Here is a 19,296-nt window from a genome sequence, read left to right as displayed (position 1 = left end):
CGTGTGGCGCCGCGGACGCAGTCACAGTCGTGCATCTGCAGACTATTTATTTATTGATTTTCTCTTTTGCTGCTCATTGCTCGCCTAAGGTTCGCGCGATCGCCGCGCTGTCCCCGTCCCTAGGAGAGAAGCATGAATACGAAAGTGAGGCCGCTATTGCGGTCACTGGTGTTGCCACTGATCGGTGCGTTGTTCGCTGCGCAGGCAGCGGCACAAACGGTGACCATCGATCCAGGTCAGGTGTACCAGACCGTGCGTGGCTTTGGTGGGATGAACGGTGCCGGCTGGATCAACGACCTCACGCCAGCGCAGGTGGATCTTGCGTTCGGCAGCGGCGAAGGACAGATCGGGTTGTCGATCTTGCGCATGCGCATCGATCCCTCCAGCAACGGCTGGCAGACACAGGTGGCCACCGCGGCGCGGGCGCGCAGCCTGGGGAGCATCCTGTTCGCAAGCCCGTGGAGCCCGCCGGCTTACATGAAGTCCAACAACAGCCTGATCAACGGCGGCAAGCTACTGACCCAGTACTACCCGTCCTACACCACGCATCTGTTGAATTTCTCCCAGTTCATGTCCAGCCGCGGCGCGCCGCTGTACGCCATCTCGTTGCAGAACGAACCGGACTGGCATCCGGACTATGAGTCCTGCGACTGGTCTGGCAGCGATTTTGTGCGCTATCTCACCAGCGAAGGCGGCAAGTTCGGCAGTCTCAAGGTGATCGTCGGCGAATCGGTGGGCTTCAACTTCTCCATCACCGATCCGGTCCTCAACGATGCGACCGCCAACCAGGCGACGTCCATCGTCGCCGGCCACCTGTACGGCGCGCAGCCGCGCGACTATGCGCTGGCACGTTCCAAGGGCAAGGAGATCTGGATGACCGAGCACTTCACCGATAATACCGACGGCAACGCCTGGCCATCGGCGCTCGGCGTGGCCACCGAGCTGCACAAGAGCATGGCGGCCAACTTCAATGCCTATGTCTGGTGGTATATCCGTCGCAGCTATGGGCTGATGGGGGAGAACGGCGCCGTCAGCAAGCGCGGCTACGTGATGTCGCAGTACGCCCGCTTCGTGCGACCGGGCTCGGTGCGCATTGGCGCAACCGAGCGTCCCTATAGCGACGTGTCCACCACCGCCTACCGCACCCCGGACAATCGGCTGGTCGTGGTGGTGGTCAATACCGGAACCGCCCATCAGCGGCTGGATCTCGACGTCCCCGCTGGTCGCGCCAGTGCATTCGTCAAATACAGCACTTCCAGCAGTGCCAACGTGAGTTATGGCGGCCGTTACAGTGTCGTCAACGGCAAGACCTCGCTCTATGTGGATCCGCAGAGCATTGCGACCTTGGTGGGCGAAACGGCAACGACCGCCGCTGCCGACACCAGCATGCCGTTGGTACTTCACTGAGCGCACGGCCACTGCCTGGCCCGGCACACCGGGGTCGGGCAGCGGTGCTTGGGGGGGCGTGGCGGCCGCGTGCCGCTGGTCAGCGGCGCGCGCGTCGTTTGCCGAAACGCGCGGCCACGCCCGGGCCACTGACCAGCGCGATCACCAGCAAGGCCAGCACTACCTCGATCCACGCCAGGCCCCGCACGTGCGGCAGGCTCCAGGCGGCCATCACCCCGTGGCTGAACCAGCCCAACGCAAACACGCCTGCCCAGAAACGCGCGCGTGCGCTGCGGCCCGCCCAGATGGCGAGCAGTGCCGGCGGCAGCGCAAACACCAGCAGAGTTGCCAGCCAGTGCGGATCGTCGCGGAACCACGCCACGAACAGGACGGCCAGCGCCAGCAGCGCGATCCGCAGCATCTGGTGGGCGAGGCGGGGCCTCACGCGACCGACAACCGGCGCGCGATGTCGGCCAGGCGGCGGCCGAGCGCGCGCGCCAACGCCGCTTCATCGTCGGTCGGTTGCGGATCGCCGGCGGCGCCGGAGACGTGGCTGGCGCCATACGGCGTGCCACCGCCGGTGGTATGGCTCAGGGCGGCCTCGGTGAAGGGAATGCCGACGATCAGGCAGCCATGATGAAGCAGGGGCAGGTGCATCGATAGCAGCGTGGACTCCTGGCCGCCGTGCATCGAGGCGGTGGAGGTGAACACCGCCGCCGGCTTGCCGGCCAGGGTGCCGTTGGCCCATTCCGCGCCCAGGGTGTCCAGGTAATGCTTCATCGGCGCAGCCATGTTGCCGAAGCGGGTCGGGCTGCCCACTGCCAGGCCGGCGCACTCGCGCAAGTCGGTGGCCTCGACATAGGGAGCGCCTTCGTCCGGTACCGGGGGGGCGCTGGTCTGGGTCACCGCCGCCACCGACGGGACCGTGCGCAGACGCGCGCTCATGCCGGGTACCTCGCCGATCCCGCGTGCCATCTGTCGCGCCAGCCGTGCCACCGAACCGCCGCGGCTGTAGTACAGCACCAGGATTTCCGCCATCGTCTTCCGCCATCACGCATCAGGAACGCGCAGTATCGACCAAGGCACGGTCTGGCTGCACGTGGACGCGACGAGGCGGCCGCGACCACGGCGGTTCGGGTACCCTTGCGCGATGTCGCGTTCCACTGCCCTGGCTCATTGGAAGGACCGCCTGCGCGATCGCGCACGGACGGCCAGTTTCGGCCGTTTCCTCTGGCAGCGCTTCCTCGACGACCGTCTGTTCCAGGCGGCGGCGTCGTTGGCTTATACCACCGTGTTCGCGCTGGTGCCGCTGGCGATCGTGGTATTCGGCGTGTTGTCGGCGTTTCCCGCCTTCAATCAGTGGAAGGACGCGCTGACCGATTTCATCTTCACCAACTTCGTGCCGGGCGCGGCGCGCTCGGTGCAAAACTACCTCAATCGCTCGCTCGAGGATCTGGGCAAGTTCACCGTGGCCGGCATGATCGCGCTGGTGGTGTCGCTGTTGATCACCTTGCACAGCATCGAGCAGACCTTCAACAGCATCTGGCGGGTCGCCGCCGCGCGCCCGAAGGTGACCCGCTTCTTGATCTACTGGACGGTGTTGACCCTGGGCACGATGTTGGCGGCCGCGGCGATGGCGATGGCCGCGGCGGTGTTCGCGCTGCCGATGTTCCGCACCACCGAAGGGCAGTGGCTGGCCCATCTGGCTTGGCGGGCGGCACCGATGGCGGTGGAATGGATCTGCATCATGCTGATCTACCGGGTGGTGCCGCAGCATGCGGTGCGCCTGCGGCATGCGTTGCCGGGCGCGCTGCTGGCGGTGGTGCTGATGGAGATCGTCAAGTGGGGTTTCGGCTTCTACCTGGGCAATTTCCAGACCTACCAGCGCATCTATGGCGCGCTGTCGGCGTTGCCGATCCTGCTGCTATGGATTTACCTGAGCTGGGTCTCGGTGTTGCTCGGCGCCTCGCTGGCGTCTTCGCTGGCGGCCTTCCGCTATCAGCCCGAAGCGATGCGGCTGCCTCCCGGCTACGAGATCTACGGCCTGTTGCGATTGCTGGGACGGTTCCGCCAGGCGCGTCTGCAGGGCAATGGTCTGGACGAAGATCGCATCCTGGCACTGGAGCCGATGCTCACCGATACCTTGATGCAGGAGCTGCTGTGCGAACTCAAACGCATCCGTCTGCTGCGTCGCGACGAGCGTGGGCAGTGGCTGCTGGCGCGCGACCTGGATGCGGTGCCGCTGGCCGAGCTCTATGAAAGTTGTCAGTTGCGCGTACCGGTCGCAGACCGGCCCTTGCCGTGCCGCGACGATCCCTACGGCCAGGCCGCCGCCGCCGCACTGGCGCAGTTGCGCCAACCGCTGGCCCAGGTGCTGGCGCAACCGGTCGATGCCCTTTACACCCACCTGCCTGGAGATCCCCAATGAGCCTGCGCCTGTTGCGCGGCGCCTATGCGCTGTTGTTGCCGCTGCTGTTGTTGACCGCCTGCAACAAACCGGCCGGCGATACTGCGGCCGCGCCCGCCGCGGCACCAGCCGCTGCATCCCCGTCCACGCCTCCGGCGGCCGATGCTGCGGCAGCAGAGGCTGCACAGCCGCCGGCCTCGGCCGCCACCCAGCAGACGGCGGAGATGCCGACGTTGTCGCTGCCGACCGTGACCGGTGCGACCTATGATCTGGCCGCGCATCGCGGCAAGTGGGTGGTGGTCAATTTCTGGGCCACCTGGTGCGCGCCGTGCCTGAAGGAAATGCCGGAACTGTCGGCCTTGCACACCATGCGCGACAACGTGGAGGTAGTCGGCCTGGCCTATGAAGACATCACCGCGGCCGATATGCAGTCCTTTCTGAAGGACCATCCGGTGTCCTATCCGGTTGCCATTCTCGATCCCTATCAGCCGCCGCAGGACTTCGCCATTCCGCGCGGGCTGCCGATGACGTATCTGATCGGTCCGGATGGCAAGGTGGCCAAGCAGTTCCTCGGTCCGGTGACCGCCCACGACATCGAGGCAGCGGTCGGCATCACCGGCAAGGCAGGCTGATGCCAACCGCACGCTTCCGGGTCGAAGGCCGCGTGCAGGGCGTGAGCTTTCGCGCTGCCACCCGCGCGCAGGCCTTGGTATTGGGGCTGCGTGGCCACGCCCGCAATCAGCACGACGGCAGCGTGGACGTGCTGGCGACGGGCGAGGCAGCGGCACTGGATGCGCTTGCCGCGTGGTTGCGGCAGGGCCCGCCGGCTGCCCGCGTGGAGCGGCTGCAGCGCAGCGACGTCGAAGGCGACCCGGTCGCCGCGACTGAAGGGTTTGTGACCGGTTGACAGCCGCGCCGCCGGCCGGGCAACAGTGTTGCCATGCCGCGCCGATAACCCCCATGACAGCGCCATCGGGGGCGCAGGGGAACGGTATGGCAGCTTCATCACAACACCGCGACAATCGGCCAGCACTGTCGGCACACCGTCTGCGACGCCTTGGGGCACTGGCGCCCTGGCTCTACCTGACCGTCCTGCTGGGGAGCGGCTGGCTGCTGTTCCTTGCCCCGCAAACCCGCTTGTTGGCACCCGGCCAGGCCGGCACTGCCTGGTTACTGGGCTGGATGTTCGCCGGCATCGCGCTGGCGGCGGTAGCGGCCAGCCTGCGGTTAGCGCGCCGTGGGCTGGGCCAGCCGGCCGTGGCCTATGCGTTGTCCGCCCGTCTGCCCGATTCCTGGAACGCGGCCGTGGCCGCCTTGCTGCACCCGGCGCGGGCCAAGCCGACGGCGGTCGTGCGTGCGCTGCCGGCCGATGCCCAGCGTGGCGCCGCCTGGCATCGCTTCGGTGCCGGCATGTTGAGCGTCGATGCCTTCGACCCGGACGACGCCGAGCGTGCTCCTTGGCAGGCGCTGGACGCCCAGACCTGTATCGCCCGCCTGGAAGAACTACGCCTGCCCTGGCAGAACGCTGCGGCCAATCGGGCCGAACAGCAGGAGCGGCGTTACTGGCTGGACGTGGTGCTGTCCTTGCTCGACCACGGCGTGATGCGTCCGTTGCAGGATGGCTATCTGCCCGACACCGCTGCGCTGCGGACCGAGCGCCTGCTGCTGGGTGCCGATGCCGGGCCGCTGGTATTGGCGGAGGTGCCGGCGCTGTTCGCGCGTCGGCTGGCGTTGGCGGTTGACGCGCTGCCGCCGGGCCAGCGTGAGACCGCGCAGAACCAGTGGCGTCTGCTGCAGCAATTGCATGGCCTGATCACCGAAAGCCGCGTGCTCGATGAGCGCGCCCAGGTGATCCAGGTGCTGGCCTGGAATCCGGACGTGGACCTGGATCAGGTGGAGGTGGCCTATATCCTGGCCGCCGAGTACCGCAGCGGCATGCGCGACTGGTTGCGTCGCGCCTCCTGCGTGCGTTTGCCGGACACCGCCTTGCGCCTGGACGAAATGCTGTTGTCCTCCTGCAGCCGGCTCGGGCCGCAGGACGACGACGTCGACTACATCGAAGCGATGCGTCCGCTGCACAGCGGCCTGATGCAGCTCTATGGGCAGCGCATCAGCCAGTTGGTGGTACTGGCCGAACAGGTCGAACGCCAGGCCGGTCTGCAGCCGCTACCCCGCACGGCGGCCGCCAGCGACATGCTCTCTCAGGATTGGGCCGCGTAATCGTCGATCGGCTGCAGCACGCCGTAATGCTCCTTGTGCGGCTTGCCATGCAGAGGTGGTAGCGCAAGCTGTTCGTCGGGCACCTCGGTCTCGGGCAACCGGGCCAGCAGGTCGGCGATCAGGCTCAGCCGGCCACGGCGCTGGTCGTTGAAGTCGACCAACGTCCACGGCGCGTTCGCGGTATGGGTTTGCTGCAGCATGCGTTCGCGCGCGGCGGTGTAGTCGTCATAGCGGCTGCGTGATTGCAGGTCCACCGGCGAGAGTTTCCAGCCCTTCAGCGGATCGGCGTGACGCTCGGCAAAGCGCTCCTCCTGCTTGGCCTGGTCCACGCACAGCCAGTACTTGAACAGCAGGATGCCGTCTTCCACCAGCAGTTGTTCGAAGCGGGGCACCTGGGCCAGGAACGCATGGTATTGCGCGTCGGTGCAGTAGCCCATCACATGCTCGACGCCGGCGCGGTTGTACCAGCTGCGATCCATCAGCACCAATTCGCCGCCGGCCGGTAGATGCGTCACATAGCGTTGGAAGTACCACTGGGTGCTTTCGCGGTCGCTGGGCTTGGGGAGGGCCACCACCCGGCATTGGCGTGGATTGAGATGGCGGGCAATGGTCTGGATCACGCCGCCCTTGCCGGCAGTATCGCGGCCTTCCACCAGTACCAGCGCGCGCTGGTTGGTGTGCCGCAGCCAACGTGCCATCGCCACCAACTCCAGTTGCATGGGAGCCAGCAGCGCCTTGTAGGCCTTGCGTTTGAGATGCGACATGCCGGCTCCTGCGATAACGGAGCCGGCAGGCTATTCGCCCAGGCGTGGACGCAGCGTCGCCAGATTGCAGGGGCGGGTACGCGCATCCAGCTGCGCGCGCAGGATTTGCTCCCAGGCCGTGCGGCAGGCCGAGGTGGAGCCGGGCAGGCAGAACACGAAACTCTGGTTGGCCAGGCCGGCGAAGGCGCGCGACTGCAGCGAGGAGGTGCCGATCTCCTGCACGCTGATCGCGCGAAACATCTCGCCAAAGCCCGGCATCTGCTTGTCCAGCAGCGGCGCGATCGCTTCTGGCGTGCTGTCGCGGCCGGTGAAGCCGGTGCCGCCGGTGATCAGAATGCCGTCGACTTGCGTGTCGGCAATCCAGGCCGACACGATCGCACGCATGCGATAGCGGTCGTCCGGGCACAAGGCGCGCGCATGCAGGACATGGCCGGCGTCGCTCAGCGCCTGTACCAGATAGTCGCCAGAGCGGTCGTCGGCCAGACTGCGGCTGTCCGAGACGGTCAGCACGCACAGGCGGAGCGGAAGGAAGTCGGGAGTGGAAGGCATGCGCACAGCCTAACCAGCCGGGACGCCGCGGTACAGCGTCATGGCGTGTTGTGGCCGGCACTGGTGCGCGCGCGGCATGCGGTCGTCCGGGCGATTGCCTTCGTCGATCGGTATCGCCACACCTGCAGGACCCAAGCGCATGACGCGCTCTAAAACACTGCCGGCTGCGTCCCGGTATCAACCAGTGCGCGCCAGCGCTGCTTCACACGCCCTGCCACCCATGCGTGCGTGCCACCTCGCAGAGTCGGACTGCCAGTTCATCGGCAAATCCATCCATGTCGAATACGCCTGTCTGCTGTCGTTGCTGCTGCAGGCGTCCACGGACGTGCGCCAATGCATGCGCATCCGTTGCCAACGTCACGGCCTTCTCGACGAAGGCCGCGTCATCGGCCACATTCATGTCCTCCAGCCCCAGATGGTGATTGAGGCTGCCGGCCACGCGTGCGGCAAAGCTGTCTCCTGGTGTGGTCAGCACCGGGCAGCCGGCCCACAGGGCATCGGAGGCGGTGGTGTGGGCGTTGTAGGGAAGGGTGTCCAGGAACAGGTCGGCATGCCGGTAGCGCGCCAGGTACTGCGCATGTGGCAGTTTCGGCATGAACACCAGGCGTTGCGGATCCACGCCCTGCGCGTGTGCAGCGGTGCGCAGGCGTTGATCGGCCCGGCCCGGGCCGGACAACAGCCATAACACGCTATCGGGCACGGCGCGCAGCACCGCCAGCATCCGCGCCACGCTACGCGGCGTGAGTTTGTAGCTGTTGTTGAAGCAGCACAGCACCGCGCCGTGCTCGGGCAAGCCGCAGGCGGTACGCGATGGCGGCTCGGCAACGGTGCGGGTGGTGTCGGACGGCTGGAAGGCACGGTCCAGTCGCAGCACCCGCTCGCTGTAGTGCGGGGCCAACGCCGCCGGCAGCACGAAGGCATCGCCGAGCACGTAATCCAGCCAGGGCGCGCCGGAGGTGCCCGGATAGGCCAGCCAGTTGATCTGCACCGGGGCCGGCCGCAGTGCCAGCACTTCCGGGCGGCCACCGCCGCCCCAGCCACGCAGGTCGAACAGCACGTCGATGGCTTCGGCACGGATCCGGCGCGCGCTGTCCAGATGACCCAGCAGGGTGAGGTCGTGCACGCGGGCAGCCGCGGCCAGGCGCGCGCGGATGTCGCTGCCGTCGTCGTGACTGGTGGCGAACAGATGCAGCTGCAGGTCCGGCTGGCGTCGCTGCAGTGCCTCGATCACTGCCACGATCAGCAGCCCGGTGGGATGGGCGCCGAAGCCGTTGGAGAGCAGGCCGACCCGCAATGCTCCGCGCTGGCGTAGCGGGACCGGTGGCAGTGGACGCAGTCCGGCGGCCACTGCCTGCGCGCGGGCACGGGCGCAGGCCAATTGTTCGGCCGGACTGGCGTCCTCGCTGAGAAAGGCGAACGGCTCCACGGCCGCGGTGCCCTGCGCGACGGCCGTGCGCACTTGCGCGGACAGTATGTCCAGTTCCTGCCAGTCGCACAGACGGCGCCGCCAGTTGAGCAGTTGCGCGGCGATATACGGCTCCTCCGGCAGCAGGCGATGGGCCCGTGCATAGGCCGCCGCAGCCGCTTCGGCCTGGCCGGCATCTTCCAGCGCGTGACCGAGCCACAGCGCGATGCCTGGATGCTGCGGAACCTGGTCGGACGCCTGCTGCAACAGCGCGGCCGCCTCGTCGTGGCGCTGCTGCGCCCAGCGCACCCGGCCGAGCCGGGCTACCGCCTCGGGGTGGCCGGCTTGCAGCCGCAGCGCACGCTGTACCGCTGCCTCACCAGCCTGCACATTGCCCATGCCCAGTTCGCTGTCGGCCAACATCAGCCAGGCAACGAAGTCCTGCGGCTGGCGTTGCACGGCGGCACGCAAGTGCAGCAGTTCGTGCTGGCCTTCAGCCGTCACGCGCTCTCGCTCAGACGCGCCAGTTCGTCGGCCTGGTGCTCGTGCACCAGGCGGCCGATCAGGTCGTCAAGATCGCCTTCGATGATGTTCGGCAGGTCGTACAGGGTCAGTCCCTCGACCCGATGGTCGGTGATGCGGCCCTGCGGAAAGTTGTAGGTGCGGATGCGTTGGCTGCGGTCGCCGCTGCCAACCTGCAACTTGCGGGTCTGCGCTTCGGCGGCCGCCTGGCGTTGCCGCTCGCTGTCCAGCAGTTGCGCTTTCAGCCGCTTCATCGCCTTGTCGCGATTGGCATGCTGGCTGCGCTCGGTCTGGCACTCCACCACCACGCCGGACGGCACATGGGTGATGCGGATCGCCGACTCGGTCTTGTTGACGTGCTGGCCACCGGCGCCGGAAGAACGAAAGGTGTCGATCTTCAGGTCTGCCGGGTTGATCGCGATGTCTTCGACCTCATCGGCCTCGGGAATGATCGCCACAGTGGCGGCCGAGGTATGGATGCGTCCCTGCGATTCGGTGGCCGGCACCCGCTGCACGCGATGGGTGCCGGATTCGAACTTGAGCCTGGAGTAGGCGCCGCGACCGACCACGCGCGCCACGATTTCCTTGTAGCCGCCGTGCTCGCCGGGGCTGTCGGATTCGATCTCGACCTTCCAGCCCTGCCGCTCGGCGTAACGCGCATACATCCGGAACAGGTCGCCGGCGAAGATCGCTGCCTCATCGCCACCGGTACCGGCGCGCACTTCCAGGAACAGGTTTCCATCATCGCGCGGGTCGCGCGGTACCAGCAGCAGCGCCAGTTGTGATTCCAGTTCCTGCAGGCGCGCCTGTGCCAGCGCGATCTCCTCCTCGGCCAGCTCACGCATCTCCGGATCTTCGTGCATCGCTTCGGCGGCGGCCAGGTCGGCCTTGGCGCGCGCTTCGTCTTCCAGCGCAACGGCCACCGGCTCCAACTGCGCCAGCTCGCGCGACAAGCTGCGGAAGCGGTCGTTGTTGCCGACCACGTCAGGATCGGACAACAGGTGTTGCAGTTCTTCGCGGCGCTCGGCCAGCGCTTCCAGCTTACGGCGCAGGGTCGGCGTCATCGGTCCTCACGATCGGGGTATTCACAGGGGGATGTTGGTAACCGGGCCGGTCCGGGAACAGCCGGTCGGCTGCAGCGGTCAGGTCCAGGTCGTTGTTGAGCGCGGCTTCGCGCAAGGCGGCGGTGGGCGGATGCAGCAGGCGGTTGGTCAGCGCGTGCGCGAGTTGTTCGAGCACCTCGTCGGCCGGCTTGCCGTTGCCCAGCTGCTGGCGCGCCTTGGCCAGCAGTTCGTCGCGGGTGCTGTCGCCAAAGGCGCGCAGCCGCTTCAGCGGGGCCTGGCGCGCGGTGGCCTGCAAGGTCTCGACGTAGCGCGCCACCTGCAGGTCGATGATGGCTTCGGCCTGGTCGGCGGCCTCGCGGCGGCTGCGCCGGTTGTCCTCGACCGCGCGCTCCAGATCGTCCACGGTGTACAGGTAGGCATCGCTCAGCTTTGCCACTGCCGCATCGATGTCGCGCGGCACCGCCAGGTCGAACAACAACATCGGCTTGCGTTTGCGCGCGCGCAGCGCCTGTTCGACCTGCAGGCGGGTGACCACCGGCTCGGGCGCAGCGGTGGCGGAGAACACCACGTCGGCCTCGGCCAGATGGCGCTCCAGATCCGTCAATGGCAGGGCGTAACCGCCGTGCTGGCTCGCCAACGCCTGCGCCTTGGCCAGCGTGCGATTGGCAATCAGCAGGCGCCGCACGCGGCCTTCGCTCAAGTGCTTGGCGGCCAGCTCGATGGTCTCGCCAGCGCCGATCAGCAGTACCGTGGATTCGTTCAGACGGGCGAAGGAATCCTGCGCCAGCCGTACCGCGGTCGACGCCACGGACACCGGATTGGCGCCGACGCGGGTATCGGTCCTTGCGCGCTTGGCCACCGAGAAGGTCTGCTGGAACAGCCGATCCAGCCCGCTGCCCAGCGCGCCGTGAGCGCGCGCCACCGCCCAGGCGTCCTTCACCTGACCGAGGATCTGCGGCTCGCCCAGCACCATCGAATCCAGTCCGGTGGCTACGCGGAACAGATGGCGTACCGCGTCGGCGTCGTGGTGCCGGTACAGATGTCCGCTGAGGCCCGGCGCATGGGCATCCAGCCAGGCCACCAGGCTATGGGGCTCGTCGGCCATCGCATACAGCTCGGTGCGGTTGCAGGTCGACAGCAAGGCGGCTTCGCGCACCTGCGGCAGCGCGCGCAGCGACTCCAGCGCACGCGGCAGCGCCTCCCCGGCGAACGCCGCGCGTTCGCGCAGGTCGACCGGGGCGGTCTGGTGGTTGAGTCCGAGCACCCACAACGTCATTGTTCAGTTGCTTGCGATAAGCTGCTGGCCATTCAGGGCCCCATTTTACGGCCCGGTTGCCCCCGATGCCTGTATCGATTCGCATCCTGAGTGTTCTTTTGCTGGCTGTAGTCTCCACCGGCGCCCCTGCCGCACCGAAGAAGGCCGCGCCCGCCGCACCGTCCGGAAGTGCCGGCGGCAGCTCGTTGGAGCCGGTGTTGGCAGGTGAGTTCGCGCTGCAGGCCGGCCAGTTGGACGATGCCGCGCGCGCCTACCTGGACGCCGCCAAGGCCGAAGCCGGCGATGCCGGTCTGGCCGAGCGTGCCGCCCGTATCGCCATGCTGGCCAACGACGACGCCCGTGCCGTCGAGGCGCTGGCGTTGTGGCGTGCGCGTGCGCCGACCTCACTGGCCATGCGCAGCACCGAGGCTTCACTGGCGCTGCGCCGGAACGATCTGCGCACCGCGCGCCGTGACTTGCTGGGCTTGTTGAAGGAGCCCGACCCACGCGGCTGGCGCTTTGCGCTGATCGCCCTGGCCAATGGCGGGCGCGAGCCGGATGCGTCGGCCGATGTGCTGGAGGACCTGGTCAAGGCCGGTGCGATCCCCAACCAGCTCGAGGCATGGCAGGAATTCGGCCGGCTTGCTCTGCGCATGGAGCGCCCGGCGCTGGCCAAGCGTATCGTCGATGAGGTGGTGCGGCGCTTCCCCGAAGAGCCGCGGGTCGCACTGTTGCATGCCACCCAGCTGCAGCAGGAAGGCAAGGTCGACGAGGCGCTGGCGTTGCTGAAGGCCATCGAGCCACAGGCGGTCAGGGACTCGGAGCTGCGCGGTGCACTGGCGTTCGCCTATGACGCCATGGGCCAGACCGAAGCGGCCGCGCGGGTGCTCGCCACCGGTCCGCAGGACACCCAGACCTATGGTTTGCGCGCCTCGATGCTGGCCAAGGAAAAAGACAGTACCGCCCTGGCTGCGCTGTACAGCGAGCTGAAGGGCACTGCTACCAAGCCGGATCCGGACCGTCGCCTGCTGCTGGGCAAGATCGCCGAATTCCTCAAGCGCTACGACGAGGCGGTGGAGTGGTACCGCGGCGTGCCGGGCGGTCCGCAGCTCAGCGAGGCGCGCCTGCGGGCGGCCAGTGCGCTGTTCGAAGTGGGCCGCAAGAACGAAGCCCTGAACGAGGTGCGGGCACTCGAGGGCGACGCCACGGCCGACGACGATGCCCGCCGCGACGCGTATGTGCTGGAGGCGGAGCTGCAGCAGCGAGCCGGCGACGATGCCGGCGAGTTGGATGCCTTTGCGCGCGGATTGGCGGCGTATCCCGACGATGGCGCACTGCTGTATGCGCGCGGACTGGCCTGGGAGCGGCGCGATGATGTCGCCCGCGCCGAGGCCGACCTGCGCAAGATCCTGGTTGCCGAGCCGGAGAATATCGCTGCGCTGAACGCGCTCGGCTACACCCTGGCCGATCGCACCACGCGCTACAAGGAGGCGCTGGCGCTGATCGATCGCGCACGCACCGCCGAGCCGGACAATGCCGCCATCGTCGACAGCTATGGCTGGGTGTTGTATCGGCTGGGGCGTACCAAGGAGGCCCTGGTGCAGCTGCGCCGGGCCTGGGCGCTGGTCAAGGATCCGGAGATCGCCGCCCACATCGGCGAGGTGCTGTGGGTCAGTGGCAAGCAGGACGAGGCGCGGCGTTATTTCGATGAGGCGCGCCGGCTGGAGCCGGACAATCGTGCATTGCAGCGCGCAACCGAGAAGTTCGGGCTGTGATGGCCGCGGTTGGCCGATGGGCGCTGGCGGCCTCGCTGCTGGCCACGCTGGCCGGCTGCGTCAGCGTGCCGCGCGGGCGAGGCAGTGCTGCGCCGGTCGTCGTCGGCCCGGTCGACGCGGCGGCACAGCAGGCCGAGCGTGCGCGCCAGGCGTGGTTGCTGGCCCATCCGGCCTGGTCGTTCCAGGGCCGGGTGGCGATCAGCAAGGGGCGGGATGGTGGGAGCGGGCGCCTGGATTGGCAGCAGGACGGGCCGCGCTACCGGGTGCAGCTGAGCGCGCCGGTGACGCGGCAGAGCTGGGTGCTGACCGGCGATCGCGTCAGCGGCAGCGGTCGCCTGGAGGGCCTGGACGGTGGCCCGCGGGCGGGAGAGGACGCCGAGCAGGTGTTGCGCGACGCCACCGGTTGGACCATTCCGGTCAACCAGATGCCCGACTGGGTGCGTGCGCTCGGCGTGGCCGAGGCCGGTGCCGAGCAGGTCGATCTGGATGCGCAGGGGCGGCCGCGCACCGTGCGGCAGGACGGCTGGACCATCGAGTTCCTGGAATGGACGCCGGCCAGCGCCGAACAGCCGGCATTGCCGCGCCGGATCGAAGCGCACCGGGACGATGCCAAGGTCCGCCTGCTGGTCGATCAATGGACGATCGTGCCCTGATGCCGGCGCTGGATCCTGTCTGGTCGGCCTGGCCGGCCCCGGCCAAGCTCAACCTGTTTTTACGGATCGTGGGACGCCGCGCCGACGGCTACCATCTGCTGCAGACGGTGTTTCGGATTCTCGATTGGGGGGACACCGTTCACCTGCGGCTGCGCGCCGACGGCCGCATTCAGCGGATCGGCGAGAGTCTGCCAGGTGTGTCCGAAGATGCGGATCTGCTGATCCGCGCTGCGCGGCTGCTGCAATCAGTCACCGGCACGGCGGCCGGGGTCGACATCCGGGTGGACAAACGGATTCCCGCCGGCGGCGGTTTCGGTGGTGGCTCGTCCGACGCGGCGACCGTGCTGGTCGCGCTCAATGCCTTGTGGGGCCTGGCGTTGCCGGTCGACGTCCTGGCCGAGCTGGGATTGCGACTGGGGGCGGACGTGCCGGTCTTCGTGCGCGGGCACAACGCCTGGGCCGAAGGTGTCGGGGAACTCCTGACGCCGGTGGCCTTGTCGCCGGCCGCGTATCTGCTGGTCGACCCGGGCGTTCACGTGCCCACCCCGGTGCTGTTCCGATCAGAGCAATTGACGCGGGATGCTGCGCCCGCGAAAATAGCGGACTTCGCTTCCGGTTCTCTGCTCGACAATGCGTTCGAGCCGGTCCTGCGGAGCCGCGAACCGGCCGTCGAGGCCGCGTTCCAGGCCCTGTCCAGGATCGGAACGCCACGCTTGACCGGGTCGGGGAGCGGCTGTTTCGTGGAGCTGCCGTCGCGCACTGCTGCAGAGCAGGCGCTGGCGCAGTTGCCCGACGGTCTGCGGGCGTGGGTCGTGGAGGGTGCGCCGCACTCGCCGCTGCTCGACGCACTGGACGCGATGAAGGTTTGATGCAGGGGCGTCGCCAAGAGGCCCAAGGCACCAGGTTTTGATCCTGGCATTCGTAGGTTCGAATCCTACCGCCCCTGCCAATATGCAGATCCCTCTGCAAAGCCCGCACATCCATGTGCGGGATTCAAGAAAGAGTCCGGCATTAGGTCGGTTCTCCCGCTCCACCAACGCCCGCACGCTCTTCGCCGCCGCCCGAGAGATCCCATGCAAGACCAACGTAACCTGCTGGTGTTCTCCGGCAATGCCAACAAGCCGCTTGCCCTGAGCATCTGCAAGGAGCTGGGCGTGCGCATGGGCAAGGCGCTGGTGTCCAGCTTCTCCGACGGCGAAGTCCAGGTCGAGATCGAAGAGAGCGTGCGTCGACAGGAAGTCTTCGTGGTGCAGCCGACCTGTGCGCCGAGCGCCGAGAATCTGATGGAGCTGCTGGTGTTGGTCGATGCGCTCAAGCGCGCCAGCGCCGCCACCGTCACCGCGGTGATGCCGTACTTCGGCTATTCGCGGCAGGATCGTCGCATGCGCTCCTCGCGCGTGCCGATCACCGCCAAGGTCGCCGCCAAGATGATCAGTGCCATCGGCGCCGACCGCGTGCTGACCGTGGACCTGCACGCCGACCAGATCCAGGGGTTCTTCGATGTGCCGGTCGACAATGTCTACGCCTCGCCGCTGTTGCTGGCCGACATCTGGCGCGCCTACGGCACCGACAATCTGATCGTGGTGTCGCCGGACGTCGGTGGCGTGGTGCGTGCGCGCGCCGTCGCCAAGCGCTTGGACGATGCCGACTTGGCCATCATCGACAAGCGCCGCCCGCGCGCCAACGTCGCCACGGTGATGAACATCATCGGCGATGTGCAGGGCAAGACCTGCGTGCTGGTGGACGATCTGGTCGACACCGCTGGCACCCTGTGCGCCGCCGCCGCCGCCCTCAAGCAGCGCGGTGCCTTGAAGGTGGTTGCCTATATCACCCACCCGGTGCTGTCGGGTCCCGCTGTGGACAACATCAACAATTCCCAGCTCGACGAGCTGGTGGTGACCGACACGATTCCGCTCGCTGCAGCGGCGCGTGTCTGCCCGAAGATTCGTCAGTTGAGCGTGGCCGAGCTGCTCGCCGAGACCATCCGTCGGATTGCCTTCGGCGAATCGGTCAGCTCGCTCTACGTCGACTGACAGCGTACACGGTGCCCATCGCGGGCACCGCCAATCCGTCTCGCCTGGTCGCGGGTGAGACGCTTCGCCACCGTGAGGTGGCATTCTCAACTAGGTAGTTCATCCAATGGCAAAGACTCACGAAATCAAGGTCGAGCGCCGTGCAGACGAGGGGAAGGGTGCGAGCCGCCGCCTGCGTCATGCCGGCGTCATTCCGGCCATCGTCTACGGTGGCGGTATCGATCCTGTCAGCATCCAGCTCAATCACGAGCAGATCTGGCTGGCGCAGCAGAACGAGTGGTTCTACTCGTCGATCCTCGACCTGAACCTCGACGGCCACGTGCAGCAGGTGCTGCTGCGTGACATGCAGCGTCACCCGTACAAGCAGCTGATCATGCACATCGACTTCCAGCGCGTCAGCGCCAACGAGCAGCTCAGCGCTGCCGTGCCGCTGCACTTCGTCAACGAAGCGACGTCCCCGGCCGGCAAGGCTGCCGACGTGGTGGTCACCCATGAGCTCAACGAAGTCCAGGTGGTCTGCCTGCCGAAGGATCTGCCGGAGTTCATCGAAGTCGACCTGGGCAAGCTGGAAGTCGGCACCGTGATCCACTTGTCCGACCTGAAGCTGCCGGCCGGCGTGGAGATCCCCGAGTTGAAGCTGGGCAAGGAGCACGACGTGGCGGTGGTCATCGCCAAGCACGGCCGTGTCGAAGCCGAAGACGAGCCGGCCGCCGACGAAGGCGACGCCAAGTAAGAAGCGGTTCGACCTTGCGCCCACAGGCGTGGGGTCGGCTGCCTCGATGGCATGGCTGCACTCCGTCTGATCGTCGGGCTGGGCAACCCCGGTCCCGAACATGCGCAAACCCGGCACAACGCCGGGTTTCGCTTCGTCGATGCGCTCGCCGAGCGTGGCGGCGCCCGCTGGAACCTGGAGAGCAAGCTGTTCGGCGAGACCGCCAAGGTCGAGATCGCCGGCGAGACCGCCTGGCTGCTCAAGCCGGCCACCTTCATGAATCTCAGTGGCAAGTCGATCACCGCTGCCTTGCGGTTCTGGAAGATCGAGCCGGAGCAATTACTGGTTGCGCATGACGAACTGGACCTGGCGCCTGGTGTGGCGCGGCTGAAGTTCGACGGCGGGCACGGTGGCCAGAACGGGCTGCGCGACACCATTCGGTTGCTTGGTCACGGTAAATTCCATCGCCTGCGCGTCGGTATCGGCCATCCTGGTCACAAGGACCGTGTGGTGCCCTGGGTGCTGGGACGGGCAGGGCGCGAGGACGATGCGGCGATCGCAATAGCGGTGGATGCGGCCATCGACGTGCTCCCGCTGGCCATGGCCGGCAACTTTAACGAGGCGATGAAGCGCCTGCATACGACCAGGGACGCATGATTGGGGATTGCGGATTTCCAGCCCAGTGGGCGGCGAATCTTCAATCCCGAATCCCACATCCCGGACATGACTCATGGGTATCAAATGCGGCATCGTTGGCCTGCCCAATGTCGGCAAGTCGACTCTGTTCAATGCGCTGACCAAGGCCGGTATCGCGGCGGCGAACTTCCCGTTCTGCACCATCGAGCCCAACGTGGGCGTGGTGCCGGTGCCGGACCCGCGGCTCAATCAGTTGGCGGAAATCGTCAAGCCGCAGAAGCTGATCCCCACCGCGGTCGAGTTCGTCGATATCGCCGGATTGGTCGCTGGCGCGGCCAGCGGCGAAGGCCTGGGCAACAAGTTCCTGGCGCATATCCGTGAAGTGGATGCCATCACCCACGTGGTGCGCTGCTTCGAGCACGGCGACATCATCCATGTGAACAACAAGGTCGACCCGATTTCCGATATCGATACCATCGATACCGAGTTGGCGCTGGCCGACCTGGATAGCGTGGAGAAGGCGCTCAATCGCGCCGAGCGCAGCGCCAAGGGGGGCGACAAGGATGCAGCCGCGCGCAAGCCGGTGCTGGCCAAGTTGCAGGCAGCGTTGGCCGACGGCAAGCCGGGACGTGCTGCCGGCCTGGACGAGGAAGAGAAGGCGCTGGTGCGTGACCTGTTCCTGCTGACCCTCAAGCCGGTGATGTACATCGCCAACGTGCTCGAGGATGGCTTCGAGGGCAATCCGCATCTGGATGCGGTGCGCGCGCGCGCCGCCGCCGAGGGCGCCGAAGTAGTGCCGGTGTCGGCTGCAATCGAGGAAGAGCTGTCGCAGCTCGACGATGCCGATCGCGATACCTTCCTATCCGATCTGGGGCTGGAGGAGCCGGGTCTGAATCGGGTGATCCGCGCGGCCTATGCCTTGCTCGGCCTGCAGACCTACTTCACCGCAGGCGTCAAGGAAGTGCGGGCGTGGACGGTCAAGGCTGGATCCACCGCGCCGCAGGCGGCGGCGGTCATTCATACCGACTTCGAGAAGGGATTCATTCGCGCCGAGACCATCGCCTTCGACGATTTCATCAAATACCGCGGTGAAGCTGGCGCACGCGATGCTGGTCGACTGCGGTTGGAAGGCAAGGAGTACCGTGTCAAGGAAGGCGACGTGCTGCACTTCCGCTTCAACGTGTGATCGTCCCCGGCGGCGCGCGTGTTGGTCCGCGTATTCATCCGTGCACGCAGATGAAAATTTTTGTTGACACCATCTGCGTTCACCAACAAAATAACGGGCTGCTTCACCCCGAACCGAAAGCGCTCTCTGGCGCCTCGGGGCGGTAGTAAAAGCTGGAGGGATACCCAAGCGGCCAACGGGGGCAGACTGTAAATCTGCTGGCTTACGCCTTCGGTGGTTCGAATCCACCTCCCTCCACCAGTTTCATGTTGTGGCATGCGGTTCCCGGCGCGGGAGTAGTTCAACGGTAGAACCTCAGCCTTCCAAGCTGATGGTGCGGGTTCGATTCCCGTCTCCCGCTCCATTGAACGCAAATGCATGGCATAATGCGCAACTCGCTCACGTAGCTCAGTCGGTAGAGCACCTCCTTGGTAAGGAGGAGGTCGAAGGTTCGATTCCTTTCGTGAGCACCATACTCAATCGTCTTCACTTCAAACGATTACCGAGAACTTGCACCCATGGCAAAAGCTAAATTCGAGCGCACCAAGCCGCACGTGAACGTCGGCACCATTGGCCACGTTGACCATGGCAAGACCACGCTGACCGCTGCGCTGACCAAGATCGGCGCCGAGCGCTTTGGTGGCGAGTTCAAGGCCTACGACGCGATCGACGCGGCGCCGGAAGAGAAGGCGCGCGGCATCACGATCTCGACCGCACACGTCGAATACGAATCCCCGACCCGCCACTACG

Annotated in this window: 20 protein-coding genes and 4 tRNA genes; 17 read left to right on the top strand and 7 right to left on the bottom strand. The window is 66.8% G+C overall.

The features are described 5' to 3' along the window. Positions 1 to 132: 132 nt before the first annotated feature. Complete coding sequence (locus tag CKY51_RS15960; RefSeq protein WP_031339324.1) at positions 133 to 1,407, top strand: glycoside hydrolase family 30 protein; 1,275 nt, start codon at positions 133 to 135, stop codon at positions 1,405 to 1,407. 79 nt (positions 1,408 to 1,486) lie between these two features. Here the strand turns inward: CKY51_RS15960 and CKY51_RS15955 are convergent, their stop codons facing one another. Together CKY51_RS15955 and wrbA are read right to left on the bottom strand one after the other, a co-directional pair. Continuing rightward, positions 1,487 to 1,807 carry a DUF2069 domain-containing protein gene (locus tag CKY51_RS15955; protein WP_022971782.1) on the bottom strand — a complete coding sequence of 107 codons (321 nt, stop codon included), beginning with the start codon at positions 1,805 to 1,807 and terminating at the stop codon, positions 1,487 to 1,489. A 20-nt stretch (positions 1,808 to 1,827) separates the two neighbouring features. After that, the gene (gene wrbA, locus CKY51_RS15950; protein ID WP_022971781.1) at positions 1,828 to 2,424 is read right to left on the bottom strand and encodes an NAD(P)H:quinone oxidoreductase; all 597 of its coding nucleotides are present in this window, start codon (positions 2,422 to 2,424) and stop codon (positions 1,828 to 1,830) included. A gap of 112 nt (positions 2,425 to 2,536) precedes the next feature. Here wrbA and CKY51_RS15945 point away from each other — a divergent pair, with 112 nt between their 5' ends. The 4 genes from CKY51_RS15945 to CKY51_RS15930 all read left to right on the top strand — a co-directional run bounded on the left by CKY51_RS15945 (position 2,537) and on the right by CKY51_RS15930 (position 6,013). Continuing rightward, positions 2,537 to 3,814, top strand: coding sequence for a YihY family inner membrane protein (locus CKY51_RS15945; RefSeq protein WP_022971780.1), 1,278 nt, complete (start codon positions 2,537 to 2,539; stop codon positions 3,812 to 3,814). Further along, positions 3,811 to 4,425, top strand: coding sequence for a TlpA family protein disulfide reductase (locus tag CKY51_RS15940; protein WP_022971779.1), 615 nt, complete (start codon positions 3,811 to 3,813; stop codon positions 4,423 to 4,425). The genes CKY51_RS15945 and CKY51_RS15940 overlap by 4 nt, the downstream gene beginning before the upstream one ends. After that, positions 4,425 to 4,700, top strand: a complete 276-nt coding sequence (locus CKY51_RS15935; RefSeq protein ID WP_022971778.1) for an acylphosphatase — start codon at positions 4,425 to 4,427, stop codon at positions 4,698 to 4,700. The genes CKY51_RS15940 and CKY51_RS15935 overlap by 1 nt, the downstream gene beginning before the upstream one ends. Before the next feature lie 86 nt (positions 4,701 to 4,786). Further along, positions 4,787 to 6,013 carry a hypothetical protein gene (locus tag CKY51_RS15930; protein WP_022971777.1) on the top strand — a complete coding sequence of 409 codons (1,227 nt, stop codon included), beginning with the start codon at positions 4,787 to 4,789 and terminating at the stop codon, positions 6,011 to 6,013. On the opposite strand, the gene ppk2 is transcribed toward CKY51_RS15930, so the two are convergent. The 5 genes from ppk2 to hemA all read right to left on the bottom strand — a co-directional run bounded on the left by ppk2 (position 5,995) and on the right by hemA (position 11,593). Beyond that, the gene (gene ppk2, locus CKY51_RS15925; protein WP_022971776.1) at positions 5,995 to 6,777 is read right to left on the bottom strand and encodes a polyphosphate kinase 2; all 783 of its coding nucleotides are present in this window, start codon (positions 6,775 to 6,777) and stop codon (positions 5,995 to 5,997) included. The two genes, CKY51_RS15930 and ppk2, sit on opposite strands and share 19 nt — an antisense overlap. Before the next feature lie 30 nt (positions 6,778 to 6,807). Continuing rightward, positions 6,808 to 7,326: a molybdenum cofactor biosynthesis protein B gene (moaB, locus tag CKY51_RS15920; RefSeq protein WP_031339323.1), complete on the bottom strand. Its 519-nt coding sequence runs from the start codon at positions 7,324 to 7,326 to the stop codon at positions 6,808 to 6,810. A 202-nt stretch (positions 7,327 to 7,528) separates the two neighbouring features. Next, the gene (locus CKY51_RS15915) at positions 7,529 to 9,235 is read right to left on the bottom strand and encodes an O-linked N-acetylglucosamine transferase, SPINDLY family protein (RefSeq protein WP_022971774.1); all 1,707 of its coding nucleotides are present in this window, start codon (positions 9,233 to 9,235) and stop codon (positions 7,529 to 7,531) included. Further along, a complete protein-coding gene (gene prfA, locus CKY51_RS15910) occupies positions 9,232 to 10,317 on the bottom strand; it encodes a peptide chain release factor 1 (protein WP_022971773.1) in 1,086 nt (361 codons plus the stop codon). Before prfA ends, CKY51_RS15915 begins: the two co-directional genes overlap by 4 nt. Then, positions 10,295 to 11,593 carry a glutamyl-tRNA reductase gene (gene hemA, locus CKY51_RS15905; RefSeq protein ID WP_022971772.1) on the bottom strand — a complete coding sequence of 433 codons (1,299 nt, stop codon included), beginning with the start codon at positions 11,591 to 11,593 and terminating at the stop codon, positions 10,295 to 10,297. The genes prfA and hemA overlap by 23 nt, the downstream gene beginning before the upstream one ends. 65 nt (positions 11,594 to 11,658) lie before the next feature. Between hemA and CKY51_RS15900 the strand changes: the two genes are divergently transcribed. The 12 genes from CKY51_RS15900 to CKY51_RS15845 form a co-directional block, all read left to right on the top strand. Continuing rightward, on the top strand, positions 11,659 to 13,347 hold the full coding sequence (locus CKY51_RS15900; protein WP_022971771.1) for a tetratricopeptide repeat protein: 1,689 nt from the start codon (positions 11,659 to 11,661) through the stop codon (positions 13,345 to 13,347). After that, positions 13,347 to 14,000, top strand: a complete 654-nt coding sequence (gene lolB, locus CKY51_RS15895; RefSeq protein ID WP_022971770.1) for a lipoprotein insertase outer membrane protein LolB — start codon at positions 13,347 to 13,349, stop codon at positions 13,998 to 14,000. The genes CKY51_RS15900 and lolB overlap by 1 nt, the downstream gene beginning before the upstream one ends. Then, entirely contained in the window at positions 13,982 to 14,869 is an 888-nt protein-coding gene (ispE, locus tag CKY51_RS15890) for a 4-(cytidine 5'-diphospho)-2-C-methyl-D-erythritol kinase (RefSeq protein ID WP_022971769.1), read from the top strand. Before lolB ends, ispE begins: the two co-directional genes overlap by 19 nt. A gap of 3 nt (positions 14,870 to 14,872) precedes the next feature. Next, positions 14,873 to 14,949: transfer RNA gene (locus CKY51_RS15885), tRNA-Gln, on the top strand. Between the two features lie 124 nt (positions 14,950 to 15,073). Further along, complete coding sequence (locus tag CKY51_RS15880; protein ID WP_022971768.1) at positions 15,074 to 16,033, top strand: ribose-phosphate diphosphokinase; 960 nt, start codon at positions 15,074 to 15,076, stop codon at positions 16,031 to 16,033. Positions 16,034 to 16,139: 106 nt separating this feature from the next. After that, positions 16,140 to 16,766 (top strand): 50S ribosomal protein L25/general stress protein Ctc, encoded by a 627-nt coding sequence (locus CKY51_RS15875; RefSeq protein ID WP_152249489.1) that lies wholly within the window; start codon positions 16,140 to 16,142, stop codon positions 16,764 to 16,766. A 51-nt stretch (positions 16,767 to 16,817) separates the two neighbouring features. Next, a complete protein-coding gene (gene pth / locus CKY51_RS15870; protein ID WP_022971766.1) occupies positions 16,818 to 17,402 on the top strand; it encodes an aminoacyl-tRNA hydrolase in 585 nt (194 codons plus the stop codon). A gap of 73 nt (positions 17,403 to 17,475) precedes the next feature. Further along, a complete protein-coding gene (gene ychF, locus CKY51_RS15865) occupies positions 17,476 to 18,567 on the top strand; it encodes a redox-regulated ATPase YchF (protein ID WP_022971765.1) in 1,092 nt (363 codons plus the stop codon). A gap of 154 nt (positions 18,568 to 18,721) precedes the next feature. After that, a tRNA-Tyr gene (locus tag CKY51_RS15860) sits at positions 18,722 to 18,807 on the top strand. Between the two features lie 29 nt (positions 18,808 to 18,836). Further along, positions 18,837 to 18,910 (top strand) — tRNA-Gly (locus CKY51_RS15855). 33 nt (positions 18,911 to 18,943) lie between these two features. Beyond that, positions 18,944 to 19,019, top strand: a tRNA-Thr gene (locus CKY51_RS15850). Between the two features lie 45 nt (positions 19,020 to 19,064). After that, the coding region (locus CKY51_RS15845; protein WP_244952546.1) for a GTP-binding protein at positions 19,065 to 19,296 on the top strand (232 nt) is incomplete at its 3' end.

Source organism: Xanthomonas maliensis (assembly GCF_009192945.1).
GTDB classification, from domain to species: domain Bacteria; phylum Pseudomonadota; class Gammaproteobacteria; order Xanthomonadales; family Xanthomonadaceae; genus Xanthomonas; species Xanthomonas maliensis.
This window is presented reverse-complemented; position numbering and strand designations above follow the sequence as displayed.

Coding starts and splice junctions, on each gene's coding strand:
- ychF (WP_022971765.1), top strand. CDS start 17,476: ATGGGTATCAAATGCGGCATCGTTGGCCTGCCCAATGTCGGCAAGTCG.
- CKY51_RS15875 (WP_152249489.1), top strand. CDS start 16,140: ATGGCAAAGACTCACGAAATCAAGGTCGAGCGCCGTGCAGACGAGGGG.
- CKY51_RS15955 (WP_022971782.1), bottom strand. CDS start 1,807: ATGCTGCGGATCGCGCTGCTGGCGCTGGCCGTCCTGTTCGTGGCGTGG.
- ispE (WP_022971769.1), top strand. CDS start 13,982: ATGGACGATCGTGCCCTGATGCCGGCGCTGGATCCTGTCTGGTCGGCC.
- CKY51_RS15880 (WP_022971768.1), top strand. CDS start 15,074: ATGCAAGACCAACGTAACCTGCTGGTGTTCTCCGGCAATGCCAACAAG.
- CKY51_RS15940 (WP_022971779.1), top strand. CDS start 3,811: ATGAGCCTGCGCCTGTTGCGCGGCGCCTATGCGCTGTTGTTGCCGCTG.
- moaB (WP_031339323.1), bottom strand. CDS start 7,326: ATGCCTTCCACTCCCGACTTCCTTCCGCTCCGCCTGTGCGTGCTGACC.
- CKY51_RS15945 (WP_022971780.1), top strand. CDS start 2,537: ATGTCGCGTTCCACTGCCCTGGCTCATTGGAAGGACCGCCTGCGCGAT.
- prfA (WP_022971773.1), bottom strand. CDS start 10,317: ATGACGCCGACCCTGCGCCGTAAGCTGGAAGCGCTGGCCGAGCGCCGC.
- CKY51_RS15930 (WP_022971777.1), top strand. CDS start 4,787: ATGGCAGCTTCATCACAACACCGCGACAATCGGCCAGCACTGTCGGCA.
- lolB (WP_022971770.1), top strand. CDS start 13,347: ATGGCCGCGGTTGGCCGATGGGCGCTGGCGGCCTCGCTGCTGGCCACG.
- hemA (WP_022971772.1), bottom strand. CDS start 11,593: ATGACGTTGTGGGTGCTCGGACTCAACCACCAGACCGCCCCGGTCGAC.
- wrbA (WP_022971781.1), bottom strand. CDS start 2,424: ATGGCGGAAATCCTGGTGCTGTACTACAGCCGCGGCGGTTCGGTGGCA.
- CKY51_RS15935 (WP_022971778.1), top strand. CDS start 4,425: ATGCCAACCGCACGCTTCCGGGTCGAAGGCCGCGTGCAGGGCGTGAGC.
- ppk2 (WP_022971776.1), bottom strand. CDS start 6,777: ATGTCGCATCTCAAACGCAAGGCCTACAAGGCGCTGCTGGCTCCCATG.
- CKY51_RS15960 (WP_031339324.1), top strand. CDS start 133: ATGAATACGAAAGTGAGGCCGCTATTGCGGTCACTGGTGTTGCCACTG.
- pth (WP_022971766.1), top strand. CDS start 16,818: ATGGCTGCACTCCGTCTGATCGTCGGGCTGGGCAACCCCGGTCCCGAA.
- CKY51_RS15900 (WP_022971771.1), top strand. CDS start 11,659: ATGCCTGTATCGATTCGCATCCTGAGTGTTCTTTTGCTGGCTGTAGTC.